Below are 22,536 nucleotides of genomic sequence, written 5' to 3'. Positions count from 1 at the left end.
GATTTCCCGGCCAACGGCAATGTCGCCGGGCAGAATAGCTCAATCTCCGAACAGCGAGGCGAGGCCGTTGGTGATCATTTCGCTGCGCTCGTCGGGGCCGTTGCCTGATTGCGCGTGCAGCATCAGGGGCGGGCGGATGGCAAGCTTTCCCCGTGCCCCGAGCGCTGCCCGCACGACGATGCGTATTGCCGCCGCGTCGGGGCGAGGGTGGACGGCGAGCATCTCGGGATCGCCGAAGCGGCCGGCGATCGCATCGAGAATGGCGCCGAGCTGTTCGGGCCGGGCGATTACGGCGAGCCCGCCGCGCGGCCTGACCACCGCCGCCGCACTGCGGATCCAGCTCTCGAACACCCCGCCCTCCATGACATGGGCCTCTTTTCTGAGGCGATCGGGGGAGGCGCGGTCCCGGGGAGCGTTGAAGGGAGGGTTCATGATGACGAAGTCGAAGTCGTTGTCGGTGAGCCCGGCGGCCGCCCGCGCCCGACCCGATACGGTGACATCGGCGACCAGCACGGAGGCGCGATCGCTGAGATGAGCATTGCCGGGATGGGCAAGCGTGGCCGCCGCGAAGGCCGCCATTTCCGACGCTCGTTCGACAAGCACCGCCTCGGCGGCCGGGCAGCGCGACAGCACTGCCAGGCCGGCGGCCCCGGCACCGGCACCGAAATCGGCGAGACGACCGGCAAAGGAGGACGGCACGGACGCCGCCAGCATCATCGCATCCATGCCGGCGCGATGACCGCCATGTTTGGGCTGCACGAGCCAGAACCGGCCGCGATGGAAAGCGTCGACCGTATGGGCCGGCGTGTCCGGGACAAGGGCGGCGGGCGCGGCGGACATTATTTTCCGCGGATTTCGTTGGCGATGCCGGCATCCCTGAGGATGCGCCGTGCCGCGTCGGCCTGGTCGGCATCGACCATGACGCGTTTCTGCAAAAGGCCGATCGACCCTTCGAGAATGCTCATATTCTGATCGGCGACAAAGCAGGCGATGCCGGCGTCGCGCATCAGCGATTCAACAAAGGAGATGATCACGGCATCGTTGGTGCGGACAAGTTCTATCATCGTATGAAACTCGCAGTTTGCGCTATTGATGTAAACGGGCAGGGGATTCCGAGGCAGAGCCCCGTTCCCTGTCGGGTCCCCGTTCCCTCTCGGGTCGTTGACATTCCGTCATCGACGCCGCGCCAATTCGCCACTTGCCGTGGCCATGTCCGCCGCCCTAGAGTCCATGCAGGGACTAAGGGTGCCGTCGCACGCTCTATACCAAGACGGGAGTGATTGTCGTGGGTGTCGTTCTCAACATTGAAAACGGGAAGCGGGAGCCCGCCTCCATCAAGGATCTGATCGATCTGACGGCGGCCGACATGGGGCGCGTCAATGAATTGATCTTGTCCAAGGCCGGCTCCGACGTCGAGATGATCCCGGAGGTCGCCAATCATCTGATCTCGTCCGGCGGCAAACGGCTGCGGCCGATGCTGACGCTCGCCGCCGCGCAGATGTTCGGCTATACCGGCGAGGGCCACGTCAAGCTCGCCACCTCCGTCGAATTCATGCACACGGCGACGCTGCTGCACGACGACGTCGTCGACGAGAGCGGCATGCGCCGCGGCAAGAAGACCGCCCGCATGATCTGGGGCAACCAGGCGAGCGTGCTGGTCGGCGACTTCCTGCTCGGCCAGGCCTTCCGCATGATGGTCGATGTCGGCTCGCTCGAAGCGCTCGATATCCTGTCGAGTGCTGCCTCCATCATCGCCGAGGGCGAGGTTATGCAGCTTGCCGCCGCCAAGAACCTCGAAACCACCGAGGACGAGCATTTCGCCGTCATCAAGGCCAAGACCGCGGCGCTGTTTTCGGCTGCTGCCGAGGTCGGCCCCGTCATTGCCCAGGCGACTCGCAACGATCGTGCGGCGCTGCGCTCCTACGGCATGAATCTCGGCCTTGCCTTCCAGCTGATCGATGACGCGCTGGACTATGGCGGCACCAGCAAGGATCTAGGCAAGAATGTCGGCGACGATTTCCGCGAAGGCAAGGTGACCTTGCCGGTCATTCTCGCCTATCGGCGGGGCACGAAGGCCGAGCGCACTTTCTGGAAGCGTGCCATCGAGGACAATGTCACCGATGACGCCGGCCTGGAAAAGGCGACCGGCCTGATGACCCGCCACGGCGCCATTGCCGACACGATCGGGCGAGCCCGCCATTTCGGCGAGATCGCCCGCGACGCGCTGGCGCCGCTGGAAGCGACGCCGCAGAAATCGGCGCTGATCGACGTCATCGATTTCTGCATCAGCCGGGTGAACTGAGCGGCGTCACCCGGTTGCCGGTTACTTCCCCTTTCCCGGCAAAGCGAAGGCGGCCAGCAGGCTGACAAAGATGCCCGCCGCCGCCAGCCAGAAGGCGATCTTTATGCCATCGGCTATCGCGACCTTCAGTGCATCGCCTGTCAGCCCGCCGACACGGCTGTTGGCGATCGCGATCAATGTTGCCATGCCGATCGCGTTGCCGATGTTGAGCGTCGTGCAGGCCATCCCCGAGGCGACGCCCTGTTCGTCGTGAGCCACGCCTGACGCGGCCGCGATCCACATGGCGGTCCAGACGATGCCCTGTCCAACGCCGGAGATGACCAAGCCGGGAACGAGAGCCAGATAGAAGCTGTCGGCTGATGCTCCAAGGACCATCAGCGCTGTGCCGGCTGCCCCTATGACCATGCCGCCGACCAAGGTGGAGCGGGTCGAAAAGCGCGTCGCCAGGCGTTCACCGAGCTGCGTGCCGGCGGCGATGGCGATCGATGGCACCAGGAACGCCAAGCCTGTTTGCAGGGCGGTGAAGCCATGTACGGTCTGCAACAGCACGGTCAGGAAATAGGGCAGGGCTCCGAACGTTCCCATGAACAGAAAGGTGATCGTCATGCCGGCGACGAGGCTGCGATTGCGGAACAGCCGCAGCGGCATCAGCGGGTCAGCGCTCTTCGCCTCAATCAGCGCGAAGGCGATGATGAAGATCGCTGCCAGCGCGGCACTGGCGACGATCGCTGGCGAACCCCAGCCATATTCAGGTCCCTGGACCAGCGTGAAGACCAGCAGCGTGGCGCCTGCGGTGACGGTCAGCGCGCCCGGCAGATCGAAGTTGCGGTGCTCGCGCCGCTTGGGGTCGCGTGGAATGATGGCAAAAGCGGCGATGATGGCGAAGCCAGCCAGCAGCACATTGACGTAGAAGACCGACGACCAGCCGAAGGCGCCTGTCAGGAATCCACCGGCCAACGAGCCAAGGGTGAGCCCGCTCGCGCCGGCGCCGCCCCACACCGCCAGCGCCCGGTTGCGTTCCGGCCCTTCGGCGAACAGGCGATTGACCAGCGACAATGTCGCCGGAAACAGGAAGGCGGCGCCGATGCCTTGGACGGCACGCGCTGCGATGATGATCCCGGGCGACCAGGCGAGACCGCCGAGCAGGGATGACAGCGCATAGAGCCAGAGCGCGAAGATGAAAATGCGGCGCTGGCCGATGAGATCGGCGGCGCGGCCGCCGAACAATAGAAAGCCGCCGGTAAACACGGTGTAGGCGCTCACCACCCATTGCAAGGTCTGGCCGGAAAAGCCCAGCCCAGCCCCGATTTCGGGCAGCGCCACGAAGACGATGTTGATGTCGAGAGCGATGATAAGTTGGGCGAAGGCGAGCAATGCCAGCGTGGCGCCGCGCTTCGCGCCCGTTCCTCCCTGTGTCGCCGTGGCGCCGAACGGCACCCCTTGATCGAGTGTGCTCATGCCAATCTCCTTTTGATTCTTGATCGATCGACAAAGAATTGAATTTGCAATCCTGAGTCAAGCGGATTATTTGTTGATCGATAAAGAAATGGAGACTGCGATGGCGGGACGGCCAAGGGAGTTCGACAGAGCCCAGGCTCTGCAGAAAGCGCGCGATGCCTTCTGGACGCGCGGCTACGAGGGCACCTCGATGGCCGACCTGGTGTCCATGCTTGGCCTGGCATCGGCGCGAATCTATGCCGCCTTTGGCTCGAAGGAGGGGCTGTTTCGGGAGGCCGTTGTTCTCTACGAAACCAGCGAAGGAAGCTTCGCCACCAGTGCGCTAGCCGAGGAGCCGACCGCAAGGCTATTTGTCGAAAGGCTGCTGCGCGATGCTATCGATATCTATACGAGGCCGGATCTGCCGAAGGGCTGCATGGTTGTCTCGGCCGCCACCAACTGCGCCACTGAAAATGACGGCGTGCTGCATTGGCTGGCCGAGCGTCGACTGGCGCGCAATGCATTGATTGTCGAGCGCTTGAAAAAGGGCATTCGCGATGGCGACCTCAAGCCGGACACCGATCCCGAAGTGCTTGGCGACTACTACACCACGCTGTTGTTTGGCCTCTCTGTGCAGGCGCGCGACGGGGTGCCGAAGAAGCGGCTGCATGACCTGATCACCGTGGCGATGCCTGCACTCGACGGTTTCGTCTCACAGCCTTGAGTCTTGCTTCTGGCGCCTCGCGATTTCGACTGCAATTGGCTCGACAAGCTGCCCTGCCGCAAATTATCTATAAACATGGCAAAGGGCACGGACGACACCATCGCGGTGCGCATCAGCAAGGTTCTGGCGGACCGGATCATTTCCGGTGCGATCGAGCCAGGGGCCAGGCTTCGGCAGGATCATATCGCCGAGGAATTCCAAACCAGCCATGTTCCGGTGCGCGAGGCCTTCCGCCGTCTCGAGGCGCAGGGACTGGCCATCGGCGAGCCGCGCCGCGGCGTGCGTGTCGCGTCTTTCGATCTGGGCGAGGTCAAGGAGGTCGCCGAAATGCGGGCAGCACTCGAAGTGCTGGCGCTGCGCCACGCCGCGCCGCATCTGACATCGGCCATTCTCGATCTCGCCGAGGAGGCGACCAAGGCCGGCGACAAGTCCCGCGATGTCAGGTCGTGGGAAGAGGCCAACCGCGCCTTCCACCGCTTGATCCTGTCGCCATGCGGCATGCCGCGCCTGCTCGCGACCATCGACGACCTGCACGCGGCAAGCGCCCGTTTCCTGTTCGCGGCATGGCGGTCGGAGTGGGAGACGCGCACCGATCAGGACCATCGCGCGATCCTCACCGCCTTGCGGCAGGGAAACACCGAATCCGCGGCCGTCACACTGGGGCGGCACGTCCAATGGATTGGCCGCAAGCCGGTCAGGACGGCTTCCGGAACGACGCGCGAAGCCTTCGCCATAGTAGGTTAGACGGCCTCCGCCAAAGCCAGGGCTTGCAATCCCCAGGGAAGTGTGGATTCGATAATAGATCGAAAACAGAAATTATCTATAATTTGCAATCGATCGAAGGAATCCCAATGACAGACGTCGCATTCTCACCCGGCAAGCCGTCGTTCAGTCCGCTCCAGCTCCAGGATCGTTCTCTTGCCTGGCAGGTTGGAGCCGTCGTGCTTGGCACGCTGTTCCTGGCGCTGGCGTCCTATATCGAGGTGCCGATGGTGCCGGTCCCGGTAAACATGCAGACCTTTGCGGTGACACTGATCGGCGCCCTCTATGGCTGGCGGCTTGGCGCGCTCACCATCGCCGCCTGGCTGGTCGAGGGTGCGGTCGGCTTTCCGGTTCTGTCCGGAGGGGCAGCGGGTGCGGCGCATTTCGTCGGGCCGACGGGTGGCTATCTCTTCGCCTTCCCGCTTGTCGGCGCACTGGTCGGCTGGCTGGCCGAACGCGGCTGGAACGGCAAAAGGGTGATGCTTGCCTTCGTCGCCATGCTGCTTGGCAACCTTGCCTGCCTTGTGCTGGGCACAGCATGGCTTGCCGTCATGATTGGAGCCGAACAGGCCATCACCTTCGGCTTCCTGCCCTTCCTACTCGGCGGGTTGCTCAAGTCGGCGCTCGGGGCGGCGACCCTCATGGCCCTTCCCGGCGGCAAGGCGAAACCGGCCAATCCGTGACGATCAGGCTGCGTGCCCATCACCTCCTTTGCCTGCTCACCTATGTGGGCAAGGGATACAGTCCCGCCTTCACCGCCAATTATGATCGCGTCGCGGAGCGCCTGAGCCGGGGCGAGGACGTCCTCCTCGTTTCCGGCCCGGACGATGTCTGCGCCCCGTTGCTTGATGGGCCGGAACCGCACTGCCTCAACGAGAGCGTCGTCGAGCGGGACCGGCTCGCGGCGCAGGACGTGGAGGAATTGTTGGCACGGTCAATCCAGGTCGGCACCCGCCTTGATCTCGACACGGCGACCCTGGTCCGGATGCGGCAGGCGTTTTCGGCTGGCCTTGTACGCAAGGCCTGCGGCGGCTGCGAGTGGAACGAACTGTGCAGCACGATAGCGGCCGGCGGATATAGCGACACGCTGGTGCAGCGGTCCGCCTCGCCAGCCGAGGGCTGATATTGGCCCCGAGCCTTAGCGGTCGAAGCTGAGCTCAAGGGTCGAATCTGTGATATCTTCGGCGCCGCGTAGGCCATGGCCGAAATTCAAAATCGGAAAACTGCCCCCTGTCGCCATGGTTTGTTAATCGGGTGCCCGGATTGTGAATTCGAGGCGGATTGAAGCGCGACCCCAAAAAGGCCATGCTTTGCCTGGAAAGATCGAGTCTACGCCGATCCCGCTGACGCGGAGATGGCGCCTGGCTGAAAGGGATACGATGCGGCAAGGATGTGCGCGCTGGCTGACAAGGCTGGCAATTGTGACAGGCATGGCGATCTCGGCTTTGCCGGCCTATGCCAAGCAGACCAGCGAACCGGTCAAGATCACGTCGTTTTCGGGCGCCTATCTGGCAGCCCGGATCGCCGAAGGCGATAACGACCTCGACAGCGCCATCGCCTACTATAAGCAAGCATTGGCCTTTGACCCGAGCGACACCGGCCTGCAGCAGAGCCTGATGCTGTCGCTGATCGCGCAAGGGCGCTTCGACGAATCTCTGGTCTATGCCGACAAGCTCAAGGAAGTGCCTGACGTCGAGCGTTTCTCGCGCCTGGCGCTCGCCGTCGATTCCTTCCACAAGAAGGATTTCACCAAGGCGCAGTACTGGCTCAAGCTGTCGCTGGAATCCGATCTCGACCGGCTGATCTCCGGGGTGATGTCCGGCTGGGCGCAGCAAGGCGCCGGCGAGCCCGCCGATGCGATGGCGTCAATCGACAAGCTGCAGGGGCCGGATTGGTTCGGCCTGTTCAAGTCGTTCCACCGTGCCCTGATCGCTGATGCATCCGGCATGCCCGAAAAGGCCGAGGCGATCTATGCCGCGACCATGCAGGACACCGCCGCCGGTGGTGCCGCTCCCGAAACCTGGATGCGCAACGCCCAGGCCTACGCCTCGTTCCTGGTCCGCAAGGGCGACAAGACCAAGGCGCTGTCGGTGCTCGACCAGGCCGAGGCGTTTTCGCCGGGCAAGCTGGAAATCGTCGCCTTGCGCGACCGAATTGCAAAAGGCGACAAGATTGCGCCGCTGGTTGCCGGTCCATCCGATGGCGCCTCCGAAATCCTGCTCGACCTCGCCACCGCGCTCAACCGTGGCGGCGGCGAGCCCTTCGTCCGCCTCTATCTGCAATATGCGCTTGCTTTGAAGCCAGATAGCGACGCTGCCCTTGTGCAACTCGCCGCCGTGTCCGAGCAATTGAAGGACGGCGAAGGTGCCATCGCGCTCTATCGCCGGATTCCCGCCGCTTCGCCGCTGAAGGAGCTTTCGGACCTGCAACTCGGCCTCAATCTTGCCGACCTCGACCGTCACGAAGAAGCGATCACCCATCTGAAAGCCTTGGTCGACGCCCATCCCAATGACATGCGCGCCTATCTGGCGCTCGGTGGAGTCTATTCCTCGAAGGACGATTTCCGTTCGGCCGCCACTCTCTACGATAAGGCCGTCGAGGTGCTGAAGGCGCCGACCGCGGCCAACTGGAACATCTTCTACCAGCGCGGCATCGCCTATGAGCGCCTGAAGGAATGGCCCAAGGCCGAGCCGAACTTCCGCAAGGCGCTGGAACTGTTCCCCGACCAGCCGCAAGTGCTGAACTATCTCGGCTATTCCTGGGTCGACATGAACATGAACCTCAAGGAAGGCCTGGCGATGATTCAAAAGGCCGTCGACCTCAGGCCGAGCGACGGTTACATCGTCGATTCGCTGGGTTGGGCCTATTTCCGCCTCGGCAGGTTCGATGACGCGGTGCGCGAAATGGAACGCGCCGTGTCGCTGAAGCCGGAAGATCCGGTTCTCAACGATCACCTCGGCGACGCCTACTGGCGCGTCGGCCGCAAGCTGGAAGCCACCTTCCAGTGGAACCAGGCTCGCGACCTGAAGCCGGATCCCGATGTGCTGGCCAACTTGCAGCAGAAGCTGATGAAGGGCCTGCCGCCGATCGAATCCAACACGGCGCAGGAGACCCCGAAGGTCAAGCCGGAGCCGGTGCCCGCCCCGAAGGGATGAAGTCAGCCATTTGAATTCAACGCAAACGGGGCTCTTTTCGGAGTCCCGTTTTCGTTTGAACCGCCTATTCGGCTGGCTGCCTCAGAAGAGCTTGCGATAGACGACAAAGCCGGAGTGTTCGGCGACCTTGTCGTAAAGCTTCATCGCGGTGTGGTTGGTCTCGTGCGTCAGCCAGTACACGCGGCCCGAGCCGGCCGCCTGGGCGCGCTCGTAGACGCCCTCGATCAGCGCCCGGCCGATGCCTTTGCCACGCGATGCCTGCGTGGTGAAAAGGTCCTGCAGGTAGCAATTGGGCGCAATCGCCGTGGTGCTGCGATGGAAGAGATAGTGCACGAGGCCGAGAAGCTGTCCCTCGCCTTCGGCCACCAGCGCGTGGACCGGCTCATAGGCATCGAAGAAACGAGACCATGTCATCTGGGTAATCTCACCCGGCAGGGCCGTTTCGCCCGAGCGGCCATAAAATGCATTGTAGCCATCCCACAGCGGCAGCCATTGCTCGAAATCCTGTCGCGCGACAGGGCGGATGACGATCTGGCTGGGCATGGCTGAAACCTGTTGTTCGTTGCTGCACAGGCGAACAGAGCGCAGGCCCCAGAGATGGGCAATGGGCCAGCCCCTGCAAAGCTTTCAACATTGTCCATAATGTCGGGGCGACGGCATCGGCGTGCCTTGCTTGACGCTTTGCTGCTGGGTCTCTAGGACGTGCCGGCAAGCTAGCCTGTGCTGTCGAGGCCACCCGTGACAATTGAAATCCCCGCCCATATGCATCCCAGCCGCTCGTTCCAGGGGCTGATCCTGACCTTGCACAACTATTGGGCGGCCTATGGCTGCGTCATCCTGCAACCCTACGACATGGAAGTCGGCGCCGGCACCTTTCATCCGGCAACGACGCTGCGCGCGCTCGGCCCAAAACGCTGGAACGCTGCCTATGTCCAGCCTTCGCGTCGTCCCAAGGATGGCCGCTATGGCGAGAACCCGAACCGGCTGCAGCATTATTACCAGTATCAGGTGATCCTGAAGCCGAACCCGCCCAATCTGCAGGAGCTCTATCTCGGCTCGCTGGCGGTGATCGGCGTCGATCCGCTGCTGCACGACATCCGCTTCGTCGAGGACGATTGGGAAAGCCCGACGCTGGGCGCCTGGGGGCTCGGCTGGGAATGCTGGTGCGACGGCATGGAAGTCTCGCAGTTCACCTACTTCCAGCAGGTCTGCGGCATCGAATGCGCGCCGGTGGCCGGCGAACTCACCTACGGGCTGGAGCGGCTTGCCATGTATGTGCAGGGCGTCGACAATGTCTACGACCTCAACTTCAACGGCCGCGAAGGCGCCGACAAGGTGACCTATGGCGATATCTTCCTGCAGGCCGAGCAGGAATATTCGCGCCACAATTTCGAATACGCCAACACGGCGATGCTTTTGCGCCATTTCGAGGATGCCGAGGCCGAGTGCAAGGCGCTGCTCGATGCCGGCGCGCCGGCATCGAACGACAATCTGCCGATGCATCGTATGGTTTTCCCGGCCTACGATCAGTGCATCAAGGCCAGCCATGTCTTCAATCTGCTTGACGCGCGCGGCGTGATTTCGGTCACCGAACGGCAGAGCTACATCCTGCGGGTGCGCAATCTGGCCAAGGCTTGCGGTGAGGCATTTTTGAAGACGCAGGCGGGTGGCTTGGCGGCCTGAGTTTCAGGCCCGCTTCATCATCTCGAGCGTAGCGTGGATGGGCAGCACGGTCTGACCGCTGGCACCGTCGATCGTGCGCAATGCCTGCCGAACGCCCGGCATCGAGAAGGCGCCGTGAGCCTGCGCGGTGAAGCAGGCGCTGAGTGCGAGGATTTGCAGAAGTCTGGATGCCGTTTTCATGGTCGTTCAGCCAATAGTTCCCTGCCTGAGCGTGGGTCGCTTCAGCGCTGCGTTCGGTTCATGGAAATCTTTGATCTAAGGACGGGTGGCGCCGCCTCGTCCCGACAGGGCGGCCAAAATTTGTGTAAAGGGTGACAGCGGCCAGCCGAGTTGCTATGCCCCGCCCGGACCACTCTCCCGCATGAGCTGACCCCGATGCCTGACCTGCTTCTAGAACTTCGCTCCGAGGAAATCCCCGCCCGTATGCAGCGCAAGGCGGCGGGTGATCTCAGGAAGATGCTGACCGACGGTCTGGTCGAGGTGGGGCTGACCTATGAGGCGGCACGCGAGTACTGGACGCCGCGGCGTCTGACGCTCGATATCAGGGGCCTGACTGCGCGCTCGAAGGACATAAGCGAAGAGATCAAGGGGCCTTCGACATCGGCGCCTGAACAGGCGGTCCAGGGTTTCCTGCGCAAGGCCGGACTTTCCTCGATCGCCGAGGCGCATGTCCATTCCGATCCGAAGAAAGGCGATTTTTATGTCGCCCACATTTCGAAGCCGGGCAGGGCGGCGGAGGAGATCATCGCCGAACTGGTGCCGGGCATCATCCGCAATTTTCCGTGGCCGAAATCGATGCGCTGGGGGCCGGCCTCGGCCAAGCCCGGTTCACTGCGCTGGGTACGGCCGCTGCAATCGATACTGTGCACCTTCGGCCCGGAGACCGAGGAGCCTGTGGTGGTCGATTTCGAGATCGACGGCATCCGCTCCGGCAACATCACCTATGGCCACCGCTTCCATGCGCCTGATGCGATCACGGTGCGCCGCTTCGACGACTATGTCTCCAAGCTGGAAGCGGCCAAGGTCGTGCTCGATGCCGACCGGCGCAAGGAGATCATCCTTGCTGATGCCCGCAATCTCGCCTTCGCCAACGGGCTCGACCTGGTCGAGGACGAAGGGCTGCTGGAGGAAGTGTCCGGGCTGGTCGAATGGCCGGTCGTGCTGATGGGCGAGTTCGAGGAGGCATTCCTGGCCATCCCGGCCGAAGTGATCCGGCTGACCATCCGTGCCAACCAGAAGTGCTTTGTGACATCGCGCCCGATCTCCCCCCTAGAGGGGGAGATGTCGGCGACGCCGACAGAGGGGGGCGCTGTCCCGCCGTCCTCTCAGCGTGAGGCGCCCCCCTCTGGCCTGCCGGCCATCTCCCCCTCAAGGGGGGAGATCAGCCAACTTTCCAACCGCTTCATCCTAACCGCCAATATCGAGGCGAAGGACGGCGGCAAGGAGATCGCCCACGGCAACGGCAAGGTGGTGCGCGCCCGCCTGTCCGACGCGCTTTATTTCTGGACGACCGACCAGGGCGATTTGCCGGATCTCGACCAGTTGCGGGCATCGGCGGAAAGGTTCGAACTCGATCTGAAAAAACCGCTCGACCAGCGCATGGCCCGCCTCGACCATCTCGGCGTGACTTTCCACGCCAAGCTCGGCACGCAAGGCGAACGGGTGGAGCGGATTGCCCGGCTTGCCGAGGAACTGGCGCCGATCATCGGCGCCGATCCGGCACTGGCGCGGCGCGCTGCCGTCTTGGCCAAGGCCGATCTCACCACCGAAGTCGTTGGCGAGTTCCCAGAACTGCAAGGCGCTATGGGTCGCAAATATGCGCTGCTTCAGGGCGAGCATGCATCGGTCGCCGCTGCAGCGGAGGAACACTACAAGCCGCAGGGCCCGTCCGATCGCGTACCGAGCGATCCGGTGTCGGTCGCTGTCGCGCTCGCCGACAAGCTCGATACGCTGGTCGGCTTTTGGGCGATCGACGAAAAGCCAACGGGTTCGAAAGATCCGTATGCGCTGAGAAGGGCGGCGCTGGGAGTGGTTAGGATTCTGGTTGAGAATTCTCTGAACGTTGAGCTTACCGATGTTTTCTACGCACAGCGCGACTTCGAAATATCAAAAGAGGCTGACGCGATACGTGGGCGAATTGTTGACGGCGTGTTGTCTTCCCGCGAGGCAGCTGCGGAACACTTGGCCGAGACCGAAATCTTGGCGCATTTAGGGAAAGACGAATACCTGCATCTCTACACGCTCTTAGAGGCTGCAGAGAAAGCCAATCGGATTTCCCCTCTCGAAGAAGCAGATGCTCTCAAGATCGCCGACGCATACGTCAGCAGATACACGGCCGTCGAATACCAGGCCAACATGTCTTTGTTTGACGATCTAAGGTCGTTTTTCCACGACCGCCTGAAAGTCTACCTCCGCGATCGAGGCGCACGTCACGACCTCATCGACGCCGTCATAACGCCGCAGTCCGACGACCTCTTGCAGATCGTCCGCCGGGTCGAAGCGCTCGGCTCCTTCCTCGACACCGAGGAGGGCATGAACCTGCTCGCCGGCACCAAGCGTGCGGCGAACATTCTGGCCGCCGAGGAGAAGAAGAAAACGGCGGTCGCCGAAACCGTTGAGCCGGCGCTGTTGCGCGAGGATGCCGAGAAATCGCTGTTTGCGGCCGTGAATCAGGCTGAGAAGCAAGCCGGCGAAGCGATTCAAAACGATGACTTTTCCGCCGCCTTGCTGGCGCTTAGCGTGTTGCGCGAACCGGTTGATTCATTCTTTGAGCATGTTCTCGTGAATGATGAGGATCAGGCCGTGCGCGCCAACCGCCTGGCGCTGCTCGCCCGCATCCGCGCGGCCACCGGTCAGGTCGCGGATTTCTCGAAGATTGCCGGTTAAGGCGAAGAAAATATTCTCTGCCGCCGGCCGTTCGAGCCGGCTTACAGTCATATGGCGATGATCTCTCCGTGGCAAAAGGGACATGTTCCCCAACCCACGGAGGCTTCCATGAATTCCGATCACGAAATCGAAGTGACAGAAGAAACCCCGGCTCCCAACGAGGCGCTTGAATCCGCTTCCGAAACCATTCTCGATCATGCCGCCGCCGCAGCGGTCGAAGCCGCTGACCTGTCTGATGACGACGAAGACGGCGACGATGAAGAAGGCGAAGAGTCCGCCGAAGCTGCCACGCTCTCGGATGACGACGAAGAAGACGAGGACGAAGAAGACGCCGAGGACAGCGTGAAGGCTGAAGGCGACGAGTCCGAAGAAGACGACGACAAGGAAGAAGCGGCCTGATCTTTTCAGCCGCCGGTTCCATCGATGGCAAGGCGGCGCTGAGGCGTCGCCTTTTCCTATCAGCCGTCCCGAAGTCGACTTTGTCAGGCCCGGGCGACGGCCGGTCAGTTCTCGAGAATGCTGACGCGCACGCTGTTTTCGTAGACATCGACCTGAATCAGCGGTTCGCCATTGACGATGGCGCGCTTGGTCGAGGAACTCATGGCGCCGCCGCGTTCCAGCATGCGTTGCAGGTCGGCGCGCTGGCCGTTGGTCCTGAACCAGCCATCAGCCTCGTCGTCGCTGTCACGGCGGTGGAATTTGTGCCAGTTGGCGCGGTCCTGCCGCACCATCTGCGCGGCATTGTCCAGCGCATAGCCGTCACTCGCCTGATGGTCGCGATCGGAAATGCGCGCGACATAAGATCCCAGCATGTCGTCGGCATGAGCCGCGCCGACGCCAAGCAGTGACGCCAGCAGAAGGCCTGCCCCGGTTACGATTCCAGCTTTTCTCATGGTCCCCCCTTTACCACTAGTGATGAAATCCCGTCTGCCAAAACCGCCTGACGAAATACAGGCGATGGCATCCCGCGGCTGACATAAACCGAAACGGGGTTTGCCTGGCAATGGTGCGCCGGGCGCCAGACCGCCGTCAAGTCACGCCATCGATGTCAGCCTGTCTTTGAGCCGCGGCTACTTGGTGTAGCCGTTGGGAGGCATGCGCTGATCTGCTGCCGGCGCCGGAGCGCTCGGCGGGGTGGGTTGGTTTTCGGCGTTCCCCGAGGGGGCTGCGGAGGCGGTGGCCGTTGCCGGCGCGGTGCCAGCGGCCGGTGCGGCACCTGTCGCTGGTGCAGCGATTGGCGCGGGTGCCGGGAAATCGGGACCGGTAACGCCGCCACGAATGACCATCGGACTTGGCTGGAAGCCGTGCCCGGTCGCGGGCTTGTCCGGGATCGCGGCTACCTTTTCATCGGTGACGTCGGGCTGTGCTTCCCCTATTGCCACCACCGACCGTGCATCGCCGGCATTGACTGCATCGGCGGTTCCAGGCTGGTTGGGGGCGCCGATCCTGACGATCGATGGTGTGGAGGATGGCGCGCCTGGAAAAACCAGGGATGACGCCTGGGCTTCGCCGGCCGCAACAGCAAGAATGATACCCAGCAGGATACGCCCAGACACTGATGTCGCTCCCCTTTGCCCAGAAGCTGTTCGATAGCAGGGGGGAATTGATGCCGGCTTTTGCGGAAACATAGCATTTTAGGGATTGATAAATCGCCAATGCTCCTGCTCGCCCAACAATCGTTTACCCAACAGCGACTTGCCCAACGGCCGCCATCGTACTACGCAACCCGCAGCTGTGAGGTGACGAGAGTGGCTGAAATACTTGCCTCGGGCGAGGCGCTGGAGCGGGCGCTGGCGCTGCTCATGGAAGGCGATGTCGTCGCCATCCCGACGGAAACCGTCTACGGGCTGGCCGGCGACGCCACCAACGGCATCGGCGTCGCGCGCATTTTCGAGGCCAAGGGGCGGCCGCGCTTCAACCCGCTGATCGCTCATGTCGCAGACATGGTGATGGCAGAGCGCCTCGCGCTGTTCGATCCGCTGTCCAGGAAACTGGCGCTGGCATTCTGGCCAGGTCCGCTGACGCTGGTGCTGCCGCAACGGCCCGGCAACGGCATCCATCCGCTGGTCACCGCCGGGCTCGATACGATTGCCTTGCGCATGCCGAGGGGCTTTGGCGGCGACCTGATCGCCAGGCTCGGCCGCCCGCTTGCAGCGCCCAGCGCCAATTCATCCGGCAGGATCAGCGCAACGACCGCGCAAGCGGTGGCCGCCGATCTCGGCGCGCGGATCAAGCTGGTCGTCGATGGAGGCGCGACCGCGGTCGGGCTGGAATCGACGATTCTCAAGGCCGAGGGGGAAAGAATGCGGCTGCTGAGGCCGGGCGGCATCGCCGCCGAGGAGATCGAGGCCGCCATCGGCATGGAATTGTTGCGTGGCGGGGCCGCCGGCGTCGAGGCGCCGGGCATGCTTGCCTCGCACTACGCGCCAGGTGCTGCGATGCGGCTCAATGCGGGCACGGTCGGCGAGGGCGAGGCTTTGCTAGGCTTCGGCAGCCAGAGGGCGCAAGGCTGGCGCCGCGCCGAAGCCTTCCTCAATTTGTCCGAAACCGGTGACCTGCGCGAAGCGGCGAGCAATCTGTTCGCCTATATGCAGGAACTCGACCGCAGCGACGCGCGGACCATAGCCGTCGAGCCTATTCCCTTTGACGGGCTCGGCGAAGCAATCAACGATCGGCTGTCGCGTGCCGCCGCCCCTCGTGACATCACGCAGCCCACACCATAGTTTTCCCCCATGACCGAAATCATAGAGACACTCGATCCCGCTCTCATCGATCGCTTCACGGCGATCGTCGGCGAGAAATATGCACTGCGCGACGAGCGTGATATCGCGCCCTACCTCATTGAGCGGCGGGGGCTCTGGCACGGCGCGACATCGCTGGTGCTGCGGCCGGGCAGCGTCGACGAAGTCAGCCGGGTCATGCGGCTGGCGACCGAGACAGGCACGCCAATCGTGCCGCAAAGCGGCAACACCGGGTTGGTCGGCGCGCAGGTGCCGGACAGGTCCGGGCGCGAAATTGTCCTGTCGCTGTCGCGGCTGAACCGCATCCGCGAGATCGATGTCCTGTCCAACACGGTGACGGTAGAGGCCGGCGTCATCCTGCAGACGCTGCAGGAGGCGGCCGACGCCGCCGACCGGCTGTTCCCGCTGTCGCTGGCCGCGCAAGGCTCCTGCCAGATCGGCGGCAATCTTTCCTCCAATGCCGGCGGCACCGGCGTGCTTGCCTATGGCAATGCGCGCGAACTCTGTCTCGGTGTCGAGGTGGTGCTGCCGACCGGCGAGGTGTTCGACGACCTGCGCAAGCTGAAGAAGGACAACACCGGCTACGATCTGAAAAACCTGTTCGTCGGTGCCGAAGGCACGCTCGGCGTCATCACCGCCGCCGTGCTCAAGCTGTTTCCGAAGCCGAAGGGGCGCGAAGTCGCCTTCGCCGGCCTGTCGTCGCCCGAAGCCGCGCTCTCCCTGTTCAGCTTGGCAATGGACCGCGCCGGGGCAGCACTGACCGCCTTCGAACTGATCGGCAAGCGGCCCTACGACTTCACGCTGGCGCATGCCCAGGGCGTGGTGCGGCCCTTGGTCGACGACTGGCCGTGGTACGTGCTGATGCAGATTTCGTCCGGTCGTTCATCGGAGGATTCGAGAGCCTTGATCGAGGACGTGCTTTCGGCCGGCCTTGAACAGGAATTCGTCGGCGACGCCGTCATTGCCGCGAGTCTCGCGCAGGGCGATGCCTTCTGGAATTTCCGCGAGCTGCTGCCCGAGGCGCAGAAGCCGGAGGGCGCCTCGATCAAGCACGACATTTCGGTGCCTATTGCATCGATCCCGCGTTTCATCGCGGAGGCTGCCGGCGCCGTGGCGTCGGTGAGCGCCGGTGCCCGCGTGGTCTGCTTCGGCCATATGGGCGACGGCAATCTCCACTACAACATTTCGCGGCCCGTCGACGGCGATGATGAGGCCTTCCTCGCTCTCTATCACCCGATGAACAAGGCGGTGCACGATGTGGTGCGCAGCCTGCACGGTTCGATCTCGGCCGAGCACGGCATCGGCCAGTTGAAACGCGACGAACTGATCGCCACCGCGCCGCCGATGGCGATCGATCTGATGCGAAGGGTGAAGGCCGCTTTCGACCCGGCCGGCATCATGAATCCGGGTAAGGTTATCTGATCCTTTCGACATCTTGTGGCTGGTGGGATTCCGATAACCATCCCTGAGATCAGCAAAATTTAACCGACTTTCTTAAGCGGGGCGGTAAGGAGCCCGCGCTACTGTCTCCATACAAACGAGGCTGGAAAAACCGGCCCGGAGAGAACCGGACACCGGCTCTCAGGAGACAGACAGGAAGGCCACTCTATGAACACCGGACTGAAGCCAGTCTGGGCGGGACGCAACATGCGTCTCGACCCATTCCGCCTGCCGCAAGTGGTGAGCTACGCGACTCGCGACGACTACGGCGATGTAACCTTCACCATCGACCAGCGCGGCGCCGTGATCCGCCGCCTGCTCGAGATGAGCGGCCTGCCCGCAATCATCGTTCTGCCCTCCAATGCGTTCCGCGGCGTTGCCGCCCGCGCCATGGAAGACCCGGACGGCAATGTCACGGTGACCCTGGAACTCCTGCACAACGACCCGATGCTGTCGGTGCCGCTGCTTGTGGCCGACGATCTCGACGATGTCGCAGCCGACTGGCGCGCCTGGGCCGACGCTTACCGTCTGCCGATGCTGCTGATCGAATCGGACGGCGTTGCCCGCACCCTGGAAGAATCGCTCGGCGCCGCCATCAAGACGCTGCCGCCGCAGGATAGGCGCAAGGGGCGGATTTCGAACACGCGCCGCCCGCGTTTCCTCGCTCGCCGCAGAGCAGGCGCCCTCGGTCTCAGGCTGGTCATCGACGGCCAGGAGATTATTTCGCGGGAGTAGTTTCGCTTCACACGCGACGGCGATTGGCGAAACCGCCAATGACAGCCTTCTTCTCCCCGTCACTATACGGGGAGAAGTGCCCGGCAGGGCGATGAGGGGCGGCGCTGACCAAGCCGGTTGTCGATCTCAAAAAATCTGACGCATGCCATATCGCGGCCGTGAATTGCACCTTACCTGCGAGGTTGGCGCTGCCCCTCATCCGGCTGCCGCCACCTTCTCCCCGTATAGTGACGGGGAGAAGGGAGATTAAACCAGCGGCTTCAGCGCCACCCACACAGCGCCGCTGATCAGGCCGAGGAAGATCAGCCAGCCGACCTGGTTGTTCGACCTGAACAGCCGCAGGCATTGGTCTGGATTGTCGATATCCAGAACCGCGATCTGCCGCGCCATATGGGCGCCGGCGGCGATCAGTCCGGCCAGCGCCACCACCGGCGCCTGCGCCGACGCGAAAGCGATCGCAAAACAGATCAGCGCGCCGCCATACAGCCCGGCCAGCCACGACTTGGTGTTGTCGCCAAACAGGCGTGCCGTCGAGCGCACGCCGACGATGGCGTCATCTTCCTTGTCCTGATGCGCGTAGATCGTGTCGTAGCCGATCACCCACAGGATCGAGCCGATATAAAGCATGACAGCAGGCCCATCGAGATCGCCGAACTCGACCGCCCATCCCATCAGCGCGCCCCAGGAAAAGGCAAGGCCAAGCACCAGTTGCGGCCAGTTGGTTATCCGCTTCATGAATGGATAGATGGCGATGACCGCCAGTGAGCAGATGCCGAGCAGGACGGCGAAGCTGTTGAACTGGATGAGCACGACGAGGCCGACCAGGGCCTGCAGGACGAGAAACAGCCATGCCCGCCGGCGCGTCGCCTTGCCCGACGGCAGCGGTCGCGAGCGCGTGCGCTCCACCTGGCTGTCGATGTCCTCGTCGACCAGGTCGTTGTAGGTGCAGCCGGCGCCGCGCATGGCGATGGCCCCGACCAGGAAAAGCACGAGATACACTGGTGCCGGCAGCAGCGAGAGCAGCGGGTCGCCGGGACGCGGATAGGCGCTTGCCGCCAAGGCAGCCGACCACCAGCACGGCCACAGCAGCAGCTGCCAGCCGATTGGCCTGTCCCACCGCGCAAGCTGCGCATAGGGCCATATCGAGCGCGGCAGCACGCGGTAGACCCAATGGCCGTTCGGCGCATCGGCGACACGGCCCTGGGCCGCTTTCGACTGGATGTTTTCCATGTCCATGGAGTGGCAGCAGCGGCGGAAACCGTCAAGCGGCAAGCGGTGCTCGTCAGCCTTTCACGAGGCAAAGATGTCGCGGGTGGCGAACCAGTCCTTGGCCACCTCGACGAAGGCCAGCGCTGCATTAGACACACGCTGATGCGTGTCATAGGTGAGCAGGATCCGCTGCATGGGCAACGGATCGGACAGCGGTTTGCAGATGAGCGGCAGGCCATCATAGCTGCGGTCGCCGTGCGGGCGGGTGTAACTGACCGCGACGCCGAAGCCGTTGGCGACCATGGAGCGCTGCAGTTCGAACGAGCTTGTCGTCGTATCGGCCACCGGCGAAAGGCCGCGGCTGCGAAACAGGTCGAGCATGTGCTGCCAGCTGTGCGGCTGGTCCGTGGTGATCAGCGGATAGGCGGCCAGATCGGCAAGGCTGACCGATGGCCGGTCCGCCAGGGCATGGCCCGCCGGCAACAGGGCGTGCGGGCGAAGTTCGCGCAGCAGGATGCGGGCGAAATGCGTCGGCAGGCTGAGGTCATAAGTCAGGCCGAGATCGATGGCCGCATCCCCCAGCCGTCGTCCCAGCGTCTCGAACGTCTCGTCGCGAACGACGATTTTAACTGCCGGATAGCGTTCGGAAAAGGCGCGGATCAAAGCCGGCGCGAAGAAAGGCGCCAGATCCTCGAAGCATCCCAGCACCAACTCACCGCTGACAGCCGATTTGCTTGAACCCAGGCCGACGAGTTCGTCCGTTTCGGTGAGAACCTGCCTTGCCTTGGCCACGACGGCGCGGCCGAACGATGTCGGCGACACGCCGCTTCCGCGCTGGCGGACGAACAGCTTCTGGCCGAAATTCTTTTCGACCGCGTCGATCGCCACCGAAATCGACGGCTGAGAGACGTTCAGCATCTTTGCCGCGCCGGTGACGCTGCCGTGACGCGCCACGGCGACAAGATAACGCAATTGGGTCAGGGTTACATTCATAGGTTTGTCCTATGTATAAAATGGAAAGTTATTATTTTACTGAATGAGGGCGGGTTGCGATAGTCGGTTCTTTCCAAGAGGAGAACGACATGGTTTCCGCAACCGACACCCAGGCGATCGACACCCAGACAATCGATGCAAAGACAATCGCCGACTATCAGCGTGACGGCGCGGTCTGCATCCGCGGCGCCTTCAAGGGCTGGATCGACACGATCGCCGCCGGCATCGAACGCAACATGCAGAACCGCAGCGCCACCGCATCCGACATCGCCAACGGCCGCGGCAGTTTCTTCGACGACTACTGCAATTGGGAACGCATCCCCGAATTCGTCAGCCTGGTGCGGGACTCACCCGCCGCCAAACTGGCGGCGGCGGTGATGCAGTCGCGCACCGCGCAGTTCTTCCACGATCATGTGCTGGTCAAGGAGCCCGGCACGCAGAAGCCGACGCCCTGGCATCAGGACATCCCCTACTATTTCGTCGATGGCCAGCAGACGGTGAGCTTCTGGATACCCATCGACCCGGTGAAGGAAGCGACGCTGCGCCTGATCGCCGGCTCGCACAAATGGGACAAGATGATCCTGCCGGTGCGCTGGCTCGACGACAGCAATTTCTATGCCGGCGAGGGCGACTATCTGCCGGTGCCCGATCCCGACAAGGATCCGTCGATGAAGGTGCTCGAATGGGAAATGGAGCCGGGCGACGCCATCTTGTTCGACTTCAGGACCGCGCACGGCGCGCGTGGCAATATGACCGCGGCGCGGCGTCGGGCGCTGTCGCTGCGCTGGGTCGGTGACGATGCGCGCTATGTCGAGCGGCCGGGCCGCACCTCGCCGCCCTATCATGGCCACGGCATGCAGCCGGGCGAGAGGCTGCGCGAGGACTGGTTTCCGGTGGTCTACCAGGGCTGAGCGGCAGCCAGAATATGAGCGCCGGTATTCGACGCCCATATTCTGGCTGGGGTAACGTTCCCGTGCGCAATTCCGATCAAAACACCCTGATGCCTTGACCCGTCGCCCGGAGAGCAATAGCGGGTGCTCCAAGAGACTGTTTCGAAATTCGCGCTGGCGAGTCATATGGTGGTGGTTTCGAGAACCGTAGCGGAGCGGACATTTGGTCCGTGAGCAACGGAAGCGCAGAAAACGCCATCAGATGGCCGCCAGAGCAGAATTTCGGCATCAAGAGGTGGCCATGAACGTTCTTCTTCTGGGCTCCGGCGGCCGCGAACATGCGCTCGCCTGGAAGATTGCCGCATCACCGCTGCTGACAAAGCTCTACGCGGCTCCCGGCAATCCGGGCATCGGCAGCGAGGCTGAGCTGGTGAAGCTGGATTTAGCCGACCACGCCGCCGTGGCCGCGTTCTGCCGGGAGAAAAAAATCGACCTCGTGGTGGTCGGTCCGGAGGGGCCGCTGGTCGCCGGCATTGCCGACGATCTGCGCGCCGAAAATATCCGCGTCTTCGGTCCCTCCAAGGCTGCCGCACAGCTGGAAGGTTCGAAGGGATTCACCAAGGACCTCTGTGCCCGCTACGACATCCCGACTGCCGCCTATGGCCGCTTCAGTGATCTGGCCTCGGCCAAGGCCTATGTCGAAAAGACCGGAGCGCCGATCGTCATCAAGGCCGACGGGCTCGCTGCCGGCAAGGGCGTCACCGTCGCCATGACACTCAGTGAAGCACAGGCAGCACTCGATGCCTGCTTCGATGGTTCCTTCGGCGCCGCCGGCGCGGAAGTAGTGGTCGAGGAGTTCATGACCGGCGAGGAGGCGAGTTTCTTCTGCCTGTGTGACGGCACCACCGCGCTGCCCTTCGGCACCGCGCAGGACCACAAGCGCGTCGGCGACGGCGACACCGGTCCGAACACCGGCGGCATGGGCGCCTATTCGCCGGCACCGGTGATGACGCCGGAACTGGTCGAGCGCACCATGCGCGAGATCATCGAGCCGACCATGCGCGGCATGGCCGAACTGGGGGCGCCGTTCTCCGGCGTGCTGTTTGCCGGGCTGATGATCACGGACAAGGGGCCGAAGCTGATCGAATACAACACCCGTTTCGGCGATCCGGAATGCCAGGTGCTGATGATGCGGCTGAAGGATGATCTGCTGGTCCTGCTCAACGCGGCGACCGACGGCCAGCTTGCGCATACTTCGGTGCGCTGGCGCGACGAGGCGGCACTCACCGTGGTGATGGCGGCGAGAGGCTATCCCGGCACGCCGGAAAAAGGCTCGGTCATCCGTGGCGTCGAAGACGCGGCGAGCGACGGGGTCCAGATCTTCCACGCCGGTACCGCCATCAATGGCGGCGCACTGGTGGCCAATGGCGGCCGCGTCCTCAACGTCACGGCATCAGGCGCCACGGTCGGCGAGGCACAGAAAAGGGCCTATGCAGCGCTTGACCGCATCGATTGGCCGGACGGGTTCTGCCGCCGCGATATCGGCTGGCAGGCCGTGGCGCGCGAACAGGGAAACTGA

The 22,536-nt window shown here is 63.4% G+C and carries 23 protein-coding genes; 14 read left to right on the top strand and 9 right to left on the bottom strand.

What is annotated here, in order from left to right; all coding sequences use genetic code 11:
* Window positions 1-39: 39 nt before the first annotated feature.
* Together EOA13_RS07340 and EOA13_RS07335 are read right to left on the bottom strand one after the other, a co-directional pair.
* Window positions 40-840, bottom strand: a complete 801-nt coding sequence (locus tag EOA13_RS07340) for a methyltransferase (protein WP_127290940.1) — start codon at window positions 838-840, stop codon at window positions 40-42.
* Window positions 840-1,064 (bottom strand): DUF2007 domain-containing protein, encoded by a 225-nt coding sequence (locus tag EOA13_RS07335; protein ID WP_063167652.1) that lies wholly within the window; start codon window positions 1,062-1,064, stop codon window positions 840-842. The genes EOA13_RS07340 and EOA13_RS07335 overlap by 1 nt, the downstream gene beginning before the upstream one ends.
* Before the next feature lie 221 nt (window positions 1,065-1,285).
* Between EOA13_RS07335 and EOA13_RS07330 the strand changes: the two genes are divergently transcribed.
* Window positions 1,286-2,302 carry a polyprenyl synthetase family protein gene (locus EOA13_RS07330; RefSeq protein ID WP_127257013.1) on the top strand — a complete coding sequence of 339 codons (1,017 nt, stop codon included), beginning with the start codon at window positions 1,286-1,288 and terminating at the stop codon, window positions 2,300-2,302.
* Window positions 2,303-2,323: 21 nt separating this feature from the next.
* Here EOA13_RS07330 and EOA13_RS07325 read toward each other — a convergent pair whose 3' ends face one another.
* Window positions 2,324-3,760: an MFS transporter gene (locus EOA13_RS07325; protein ID WP_127290938.1), complete on the bottom strand. Its 1,437-nt coding sequence runs from the start codon at window positions 3,758-3,760 to the stop codon at window positions 2,324-2,326.
* A 100-nt stretch (window positions 3,761-3,860) separates the two neighbouring features.
* Here EOA13_RS07325 and EOA13_RS07320 point away from each other — a divergent pair, with 100 nt between their 5' ends.
* From EOA13_RS07320 to EOA13_RS07300, 5 genes are all read left to right on the top strand, one after another.
* The gene (locus EOA13_RS07320) at window positions 3,861-4,463 is read left to right on the top strand and encodes a TetR/AcrR family transcriptional regulator (protein WP_127290936.1); all 603 of its coding nucleotides are present in this window, start codon (window positions 3,861-3,863) and stop codon (window positions 4,461-4,463) included.
* Window positions 4,464-4,538: 75 nt separating this feature from the next.
* Window positions 4,539-5,207, top strand: coding sequence for a GntR family transcriptional regulator (locus EOA13_RS07315; RefSeq protein WP_127290934.1), 669 nt, complete (start codon window positions 4,539-4,541; stop codon window positions 5,205-5,207).
* Between the two features lie 107 nt (window positions 5,208-5,314).
* The gene (locus EOA13_RS07310) at window positions 5,315-5,908 is read left to right on the top strand and encodes a biotin transporter BioY (protein WP_127290932.1); all 594 of its coding nucleotides are present in this window, start codon (window positions 5,315-5,317) and stop codon (window positions 5,906-5,908) included.
* Window positions 5,905-6,348, top strand: coding sequence for a DUF1284 domain-containing protein (locus EOA13_RS07305; RefSeq protein WP_127290930.1), 444 nt, complete (start codon window positions 5,905-5,907; stop codon window positions 6,346-6,348). The genes EOA13_RS07310 and EOA13_RS07305 overlap by 4 nt, the downstream gene beginning before the upstream one ends.
* A 256-nt stretch (window positions 6,349-6,604) precedes the next feature.
* On the top strand, window positions 6,605-8,380 hold the full coding sequence (locus EOA13_RS07300; protein ID WP_127290928.1) for a tetratricopeptide repeat protein: 1,776 nt from the start codon (window positions 6,605-6,607) through the stop codon (window positions 8,378-8,380).
* Between the two features lie 81 nt (window positions 8,381-8,461).
* Here EOA13_RS07300 and EOA13_RS07295 read toward each other — a convergent pair whose 3' ends face one another.
* A complete protein-coding gene (locus EOA13_RS07295; protein ID WP_127290926.1) occupies window positions 8,462-8,923 on the bottom strand; it encodes a GNAT family N-acetyltransferase in 462 nt (153 codons plus the stop codon).
* 219 nt (window positions 8,924-9,142) lie between these two features.
* Between EOA13_RS07295 and EOA13_RS07290 the strand changes: the two genes are divergently transcribed.
* Window positions 9,143-10,063: a glycine--tRNA ligase subunit alpha gene (locus EOA13_RS07290; RefSeq protein ID WP_206535268.1), complete on the top strand. Its 921-nt coding sequence runs from the start codon at window positions 9,143-9,145 to the stop codon at window positions 10,061-10,063.
* A gap of 3 nt (window positions 10,064-10,066) precedes the next feature.
* On the opposite strand, the gene EOA13_RS37850 is transcribed toward EOA13_RS07290, so the two are convergent.
* Window positions 10,067-10,243, bottom strand: coding sequence for a hypothetical protein (locus EOA13_RS37850; protein ID WP_164780009.1), 177 nt, complete (start codon window positions 10,241-10,243; stop codon window positions 10,067-10,069).
* A gap of 195 nt (window positions 10,244-10,438) precedes the next feature.
* On the opposite strand from EOA13_RS37850, the gene EOA13_RS07285 reads away from it, so the two are divergent.
* Both EOA13_RS07285 and EOA13_RS07280 read left to right on the top strand, forming a co-directional pair.
* Window positions 10,439-12,949: a glycine--tRNA ligase subunit beta gene (locus EOA13_RS07285; protein ID WP_127290922.1), complete on the top strand. Its 2,511-nt coding sequence runs from the start codon at window positions 10,439-10,441 to the stop codon at window positions 12,947-12,949.
* Between the two features lie 108 nt (window positions 12,950-13,057).
* Window positions 13,058-13,348, top strand: coding sequence for an ATPase (locus EOA13_RS07280; RefSeq protein ID WP_127290920.1), 291 nt, complete (start codon window positions 13,058-13,060; stop codon window positions 13,346-13,348).
* 104 nt (window positions 13,349-13,452) lie between these two features.
* Here EOA13_RS07280 and EOA13_RS07275 read toward each other — a convergent pair whose 3' ends face one another.
* Together EOA13_RS07275 and EOA13_RS07270 are read right to left on the bottom strand one after the other, a co-directional pair.
* Window positions 13,453-13,842 carry a hypothetical protein gene (locus EOA13_RS07275; protein WP_127290918.1) on the bottom strand — a complete coding sequence of 130 codons (390 nt, stop codon included), beginning with the start codon at window positions 13,840-13,842 and terminating at the stop codon, window positions 13,453-13,455.
* Between the two features lie 177 nt (window positions 13,843-14,019).
* Entirely contained in the window at window positions 14,020-14,505 is a 486-nt protein-coding gene (locus tag EOA13_RS07270) for a hypothetical protein (protein WP_127290916.1), read from the bottom strand.
* Between the two features lie 192 nt (window positions 14,506-14,697).
* Here EOA13_RS07270 and EOA13_RS07265 point away from each other — a divergent pair, with 192 nt between their 5' ends.
* The 3 genes from EOA13_RS07265 to EOA13_RS07255 all read left to right on the top strand — a co-directional run bounded on the left by EOA13_RS07265 (window position 14,698) and on the right by EOA13_RS07255 (window position 17,865).
* Complete coding sequence (locus EOA13_RS07265; RefSeq protein ID WP_164780008.1) at window positions 14,698-15,672, top strand: L-threonylcarbamoyladenylate synthase; 975 nt, start codon at window positions 14,698-14,700, stop codon at window positions 15,670-15,672.
* A gap of 9 nt (window positions 15,673-15,681) precedes the next feature.
* The gene (locus EOA13_RS07260) at window positions 15,682-17,112 is read left to right on the top strand and encodes an FAD-binding oxidoreductase (protein ID WP_127290912.1); all 1,431 of its coding nucleotides are present in this window, start codon (window positions 15,682-15,684) and stop codon (window positions 17,110-17,112) included.
* A gap of 186 nt (window positions 17,113-17,298) precedes the next feature.
* Window positions 17,299-17,865 (top strand): DUF6101 family protein, encoded by a 567-nt coding sequence (locus EOA13_RS07255; RefSeq protein WP_127290910.1) that lies wholly within the window; start codon window positions 17,299-17,301, stop codon window positions 17,863-17,865.
* 246 nt (window positions 17,866-18,111) lie between these two features.
* On the opposite strand, the gene ubiA is transcribed toward EOA13_RS07255, so the two are convergent.
* Entirely contained in the window at window positions 18,112-19,095 is a 984-nt protein-coding gene (ubiA, locus tag EOA13_RS07245; protein ID WP_164780018.1) for a 4-hydroxybenzoate octaprenyltransferase, read from the bottom strand.
* Between the two features lie 60 nt (window positions 19,096-19,155).
* On the bottom strand, window positions 19,156-20,067 hold the full coding sequence (locus EOA13_RS07240) for a LysR family transcriptional regulator (RefSeq protein ID WP_127290908.1): 912 nt from the start codon (window positions 20,065-20,067) through the stop codon (window positions 19,156-19,158).
* 89 nt (window positions 20,068-20,156) lie between these two features.
* Here EOA13_RS07240 and EOA13_RS07235 point away from each other — a divergent pair, with 89 nt between their 5' ends.
* Both EOA13_RS07235 and purD read left to right on the top strand, forming a co-directional pair.
* Window positions 20,157-20,978: a phytanoyl-CoA dioxygenase family protein gene (locus tag EOA13_RS07235; RefSeq protein WP_127290906.1), complete on the top strand. Its 822-nt coding sequence runs from the start codon at window positions 20,157-20,159 to the stop codon at window positions 20,976-20,978.
* A gap of 280 nt (window positions 20,979-21,258) precedes the next feature.
* Window positions 21,259-22,536: a phosphoribosylamine--glycine ligase gene (purD, locus tag EOA13_RS07230; RefSeq protein WP_127290904.1), complete on the top strand. Its 1,278-nt coding sequence runs from the start codon at window positions 21,259-21,261 to the stop codon at window positions 22,534-22,536.

Source organism: Mesorhizobium sp. M7A.F.Ca.US.011.01.1.1, assembly GCF_003998295.1.
GTDB lineage: Bacteria > Pseudomonadota > Alphaproteobacteria > Rhizobiales > Rhizobiaceae > Mesorhizobium.
Note: the sequence above shows the minus strand (reverse complement) of the source record. Positions and strands in the feature narration are given on the sequence as shown.

Excerpts from the sequence above, each read along its gene's own strand:
- EOA13_RS07340 (WP_127290940.1), bottom strand. The coding sequence starts at position 840 with ATGTCCGCCGCGCCCGCCGCCCTTGTCCCGGACACGCCGGCCCATACG.
- EOA13_RS07335 (WP_063167652.1), bottom strand. The coding sequence starts at position 1,064 with ATGATAGAACTTGTCCGCACCAACGATGCCGTGATCATCTCCTTTGTT.
- EOA13_RS07325 (WP_127290938.1), bottom strand. The coding sequence starts at position 3,760 with ATGAGCACACTCGATCAAGGGGTGCCGTTCGGCGCCACGGCGACACAG.
- EOA13_RS07320 (WP_127290936.1), top strand. The coding sequence starts at position 3,861 with ATGGCGGGACGGCCAAGGGAGTTCGACAGAGCCCAGGCTCTGCAGAAA.
- EOA13_RS07315 (WP_127290934.1), top strand. The coding sequence starts at position 4,539 with ATGGCAAAGGGCACGGACGACACCATCGCGGTGCGCATCAGCAAGGTT.
- EOA13_RS07310 (WP_127290932.1), top strand. The coding sequence starts at position 5,315 with ATGACAGACGTCGCATTCTCACCCGGCAAGCCGTCGTTCAGTCCGCTC.
- EOA13_RS07300 (WP_127290928.1), top strand. The coding sequence starts at position 6,605 with ATGCGGCAAGGATGTGCGCGCTGGCTGACAAGGCTGGCAATTGTGACA.
- EOA13_RS07295 (WP_127290926.1), bottom strand. The coding sequence starts at position 8,923 with ATGCCCAGCCAGATCGTCATCCGCCCTGTCGCGCGACAGGATTTCGAG.
- EOA13_RS07290 (WP_206535268.1), top strand. The coding sequence starts at position 9,143 with ATGCATCCCAGCCGCTCGTTCCAGGGGCTGATCCTGACCTTGCACAAC.
- EOA13_RS37850 (WP_164780009.1), bottom strand. The coding sequence starts at position 10,243 with ATGAAAACGGCATCCAGACTTCTGCAAATCCTCGCACTCAGCGCCTGC.
- EOA13_RS07285 (WP_127290922.1), top strand. The coding sequence starts at position 10,439 with ATGCCTGACCTGCTTCTAGAACTTCGCTCCGAGGAAATCCCCGCCCGT.
- EOA13_RS07280 (WP_127290920.1), top strand. The coding sequence starts at position 13,058 with ATGAATTCCGATCACGAAATCGAAGTGACAGAAGAAACCCCGGCTCCC.
- EOA13_RS07275 (WP_127290918.1), bottom strand. The coding sequence starts at position 13,842 with ATGAGAAAAGCTGGAATCGTAACCGGGGCAGGCCTTCTGCTGGCGTCA.
- EOA13_RS07260 (WP_127290912.1), top strand. The coding sequence starts at position 15,682 with ATGACCGAAATCATAGAGACACTCGATCCCGCTCTCATCGATCGCTTC.
- EOA13_RS07255 (WP_127290910.1), top strand. The coding sequence starts at position 17,299 with ATGAACACCGGACTGAAGCCAGTCTGGGCGGGACGCAACATGCGTCTC.
- ubiA (WP_164780018.1), bottom strand. The coding sequence starts at position 19,095 with ATGGAAAACATCCAGTCGAAAGCGGCCCAGGGCCGTGTCGCCGATGCG.
- EOA13_RS07240 (WP_127290908.1), bottom strand. The coding sequence starts at position 20,067 with ATGAATGTAACCCTGACCCAATTGCGTTATCTTGTCGCCGTGGCGCGT.
- EOA13_RS07235 (WP_127290906.1), top strand. The coding sequence starts at position 20,157 with ATGGTTTCCGCAACCGACACCCAGGCGATCGACACCCAGACAATCGAT.
- purD (WP_127290904.1), top strand. The coding sequence starts at position 21,259 with ATGAACGTTCTTCTTCTGGGCTCCGGCGGCCGCGAACATGCGCTCGCC.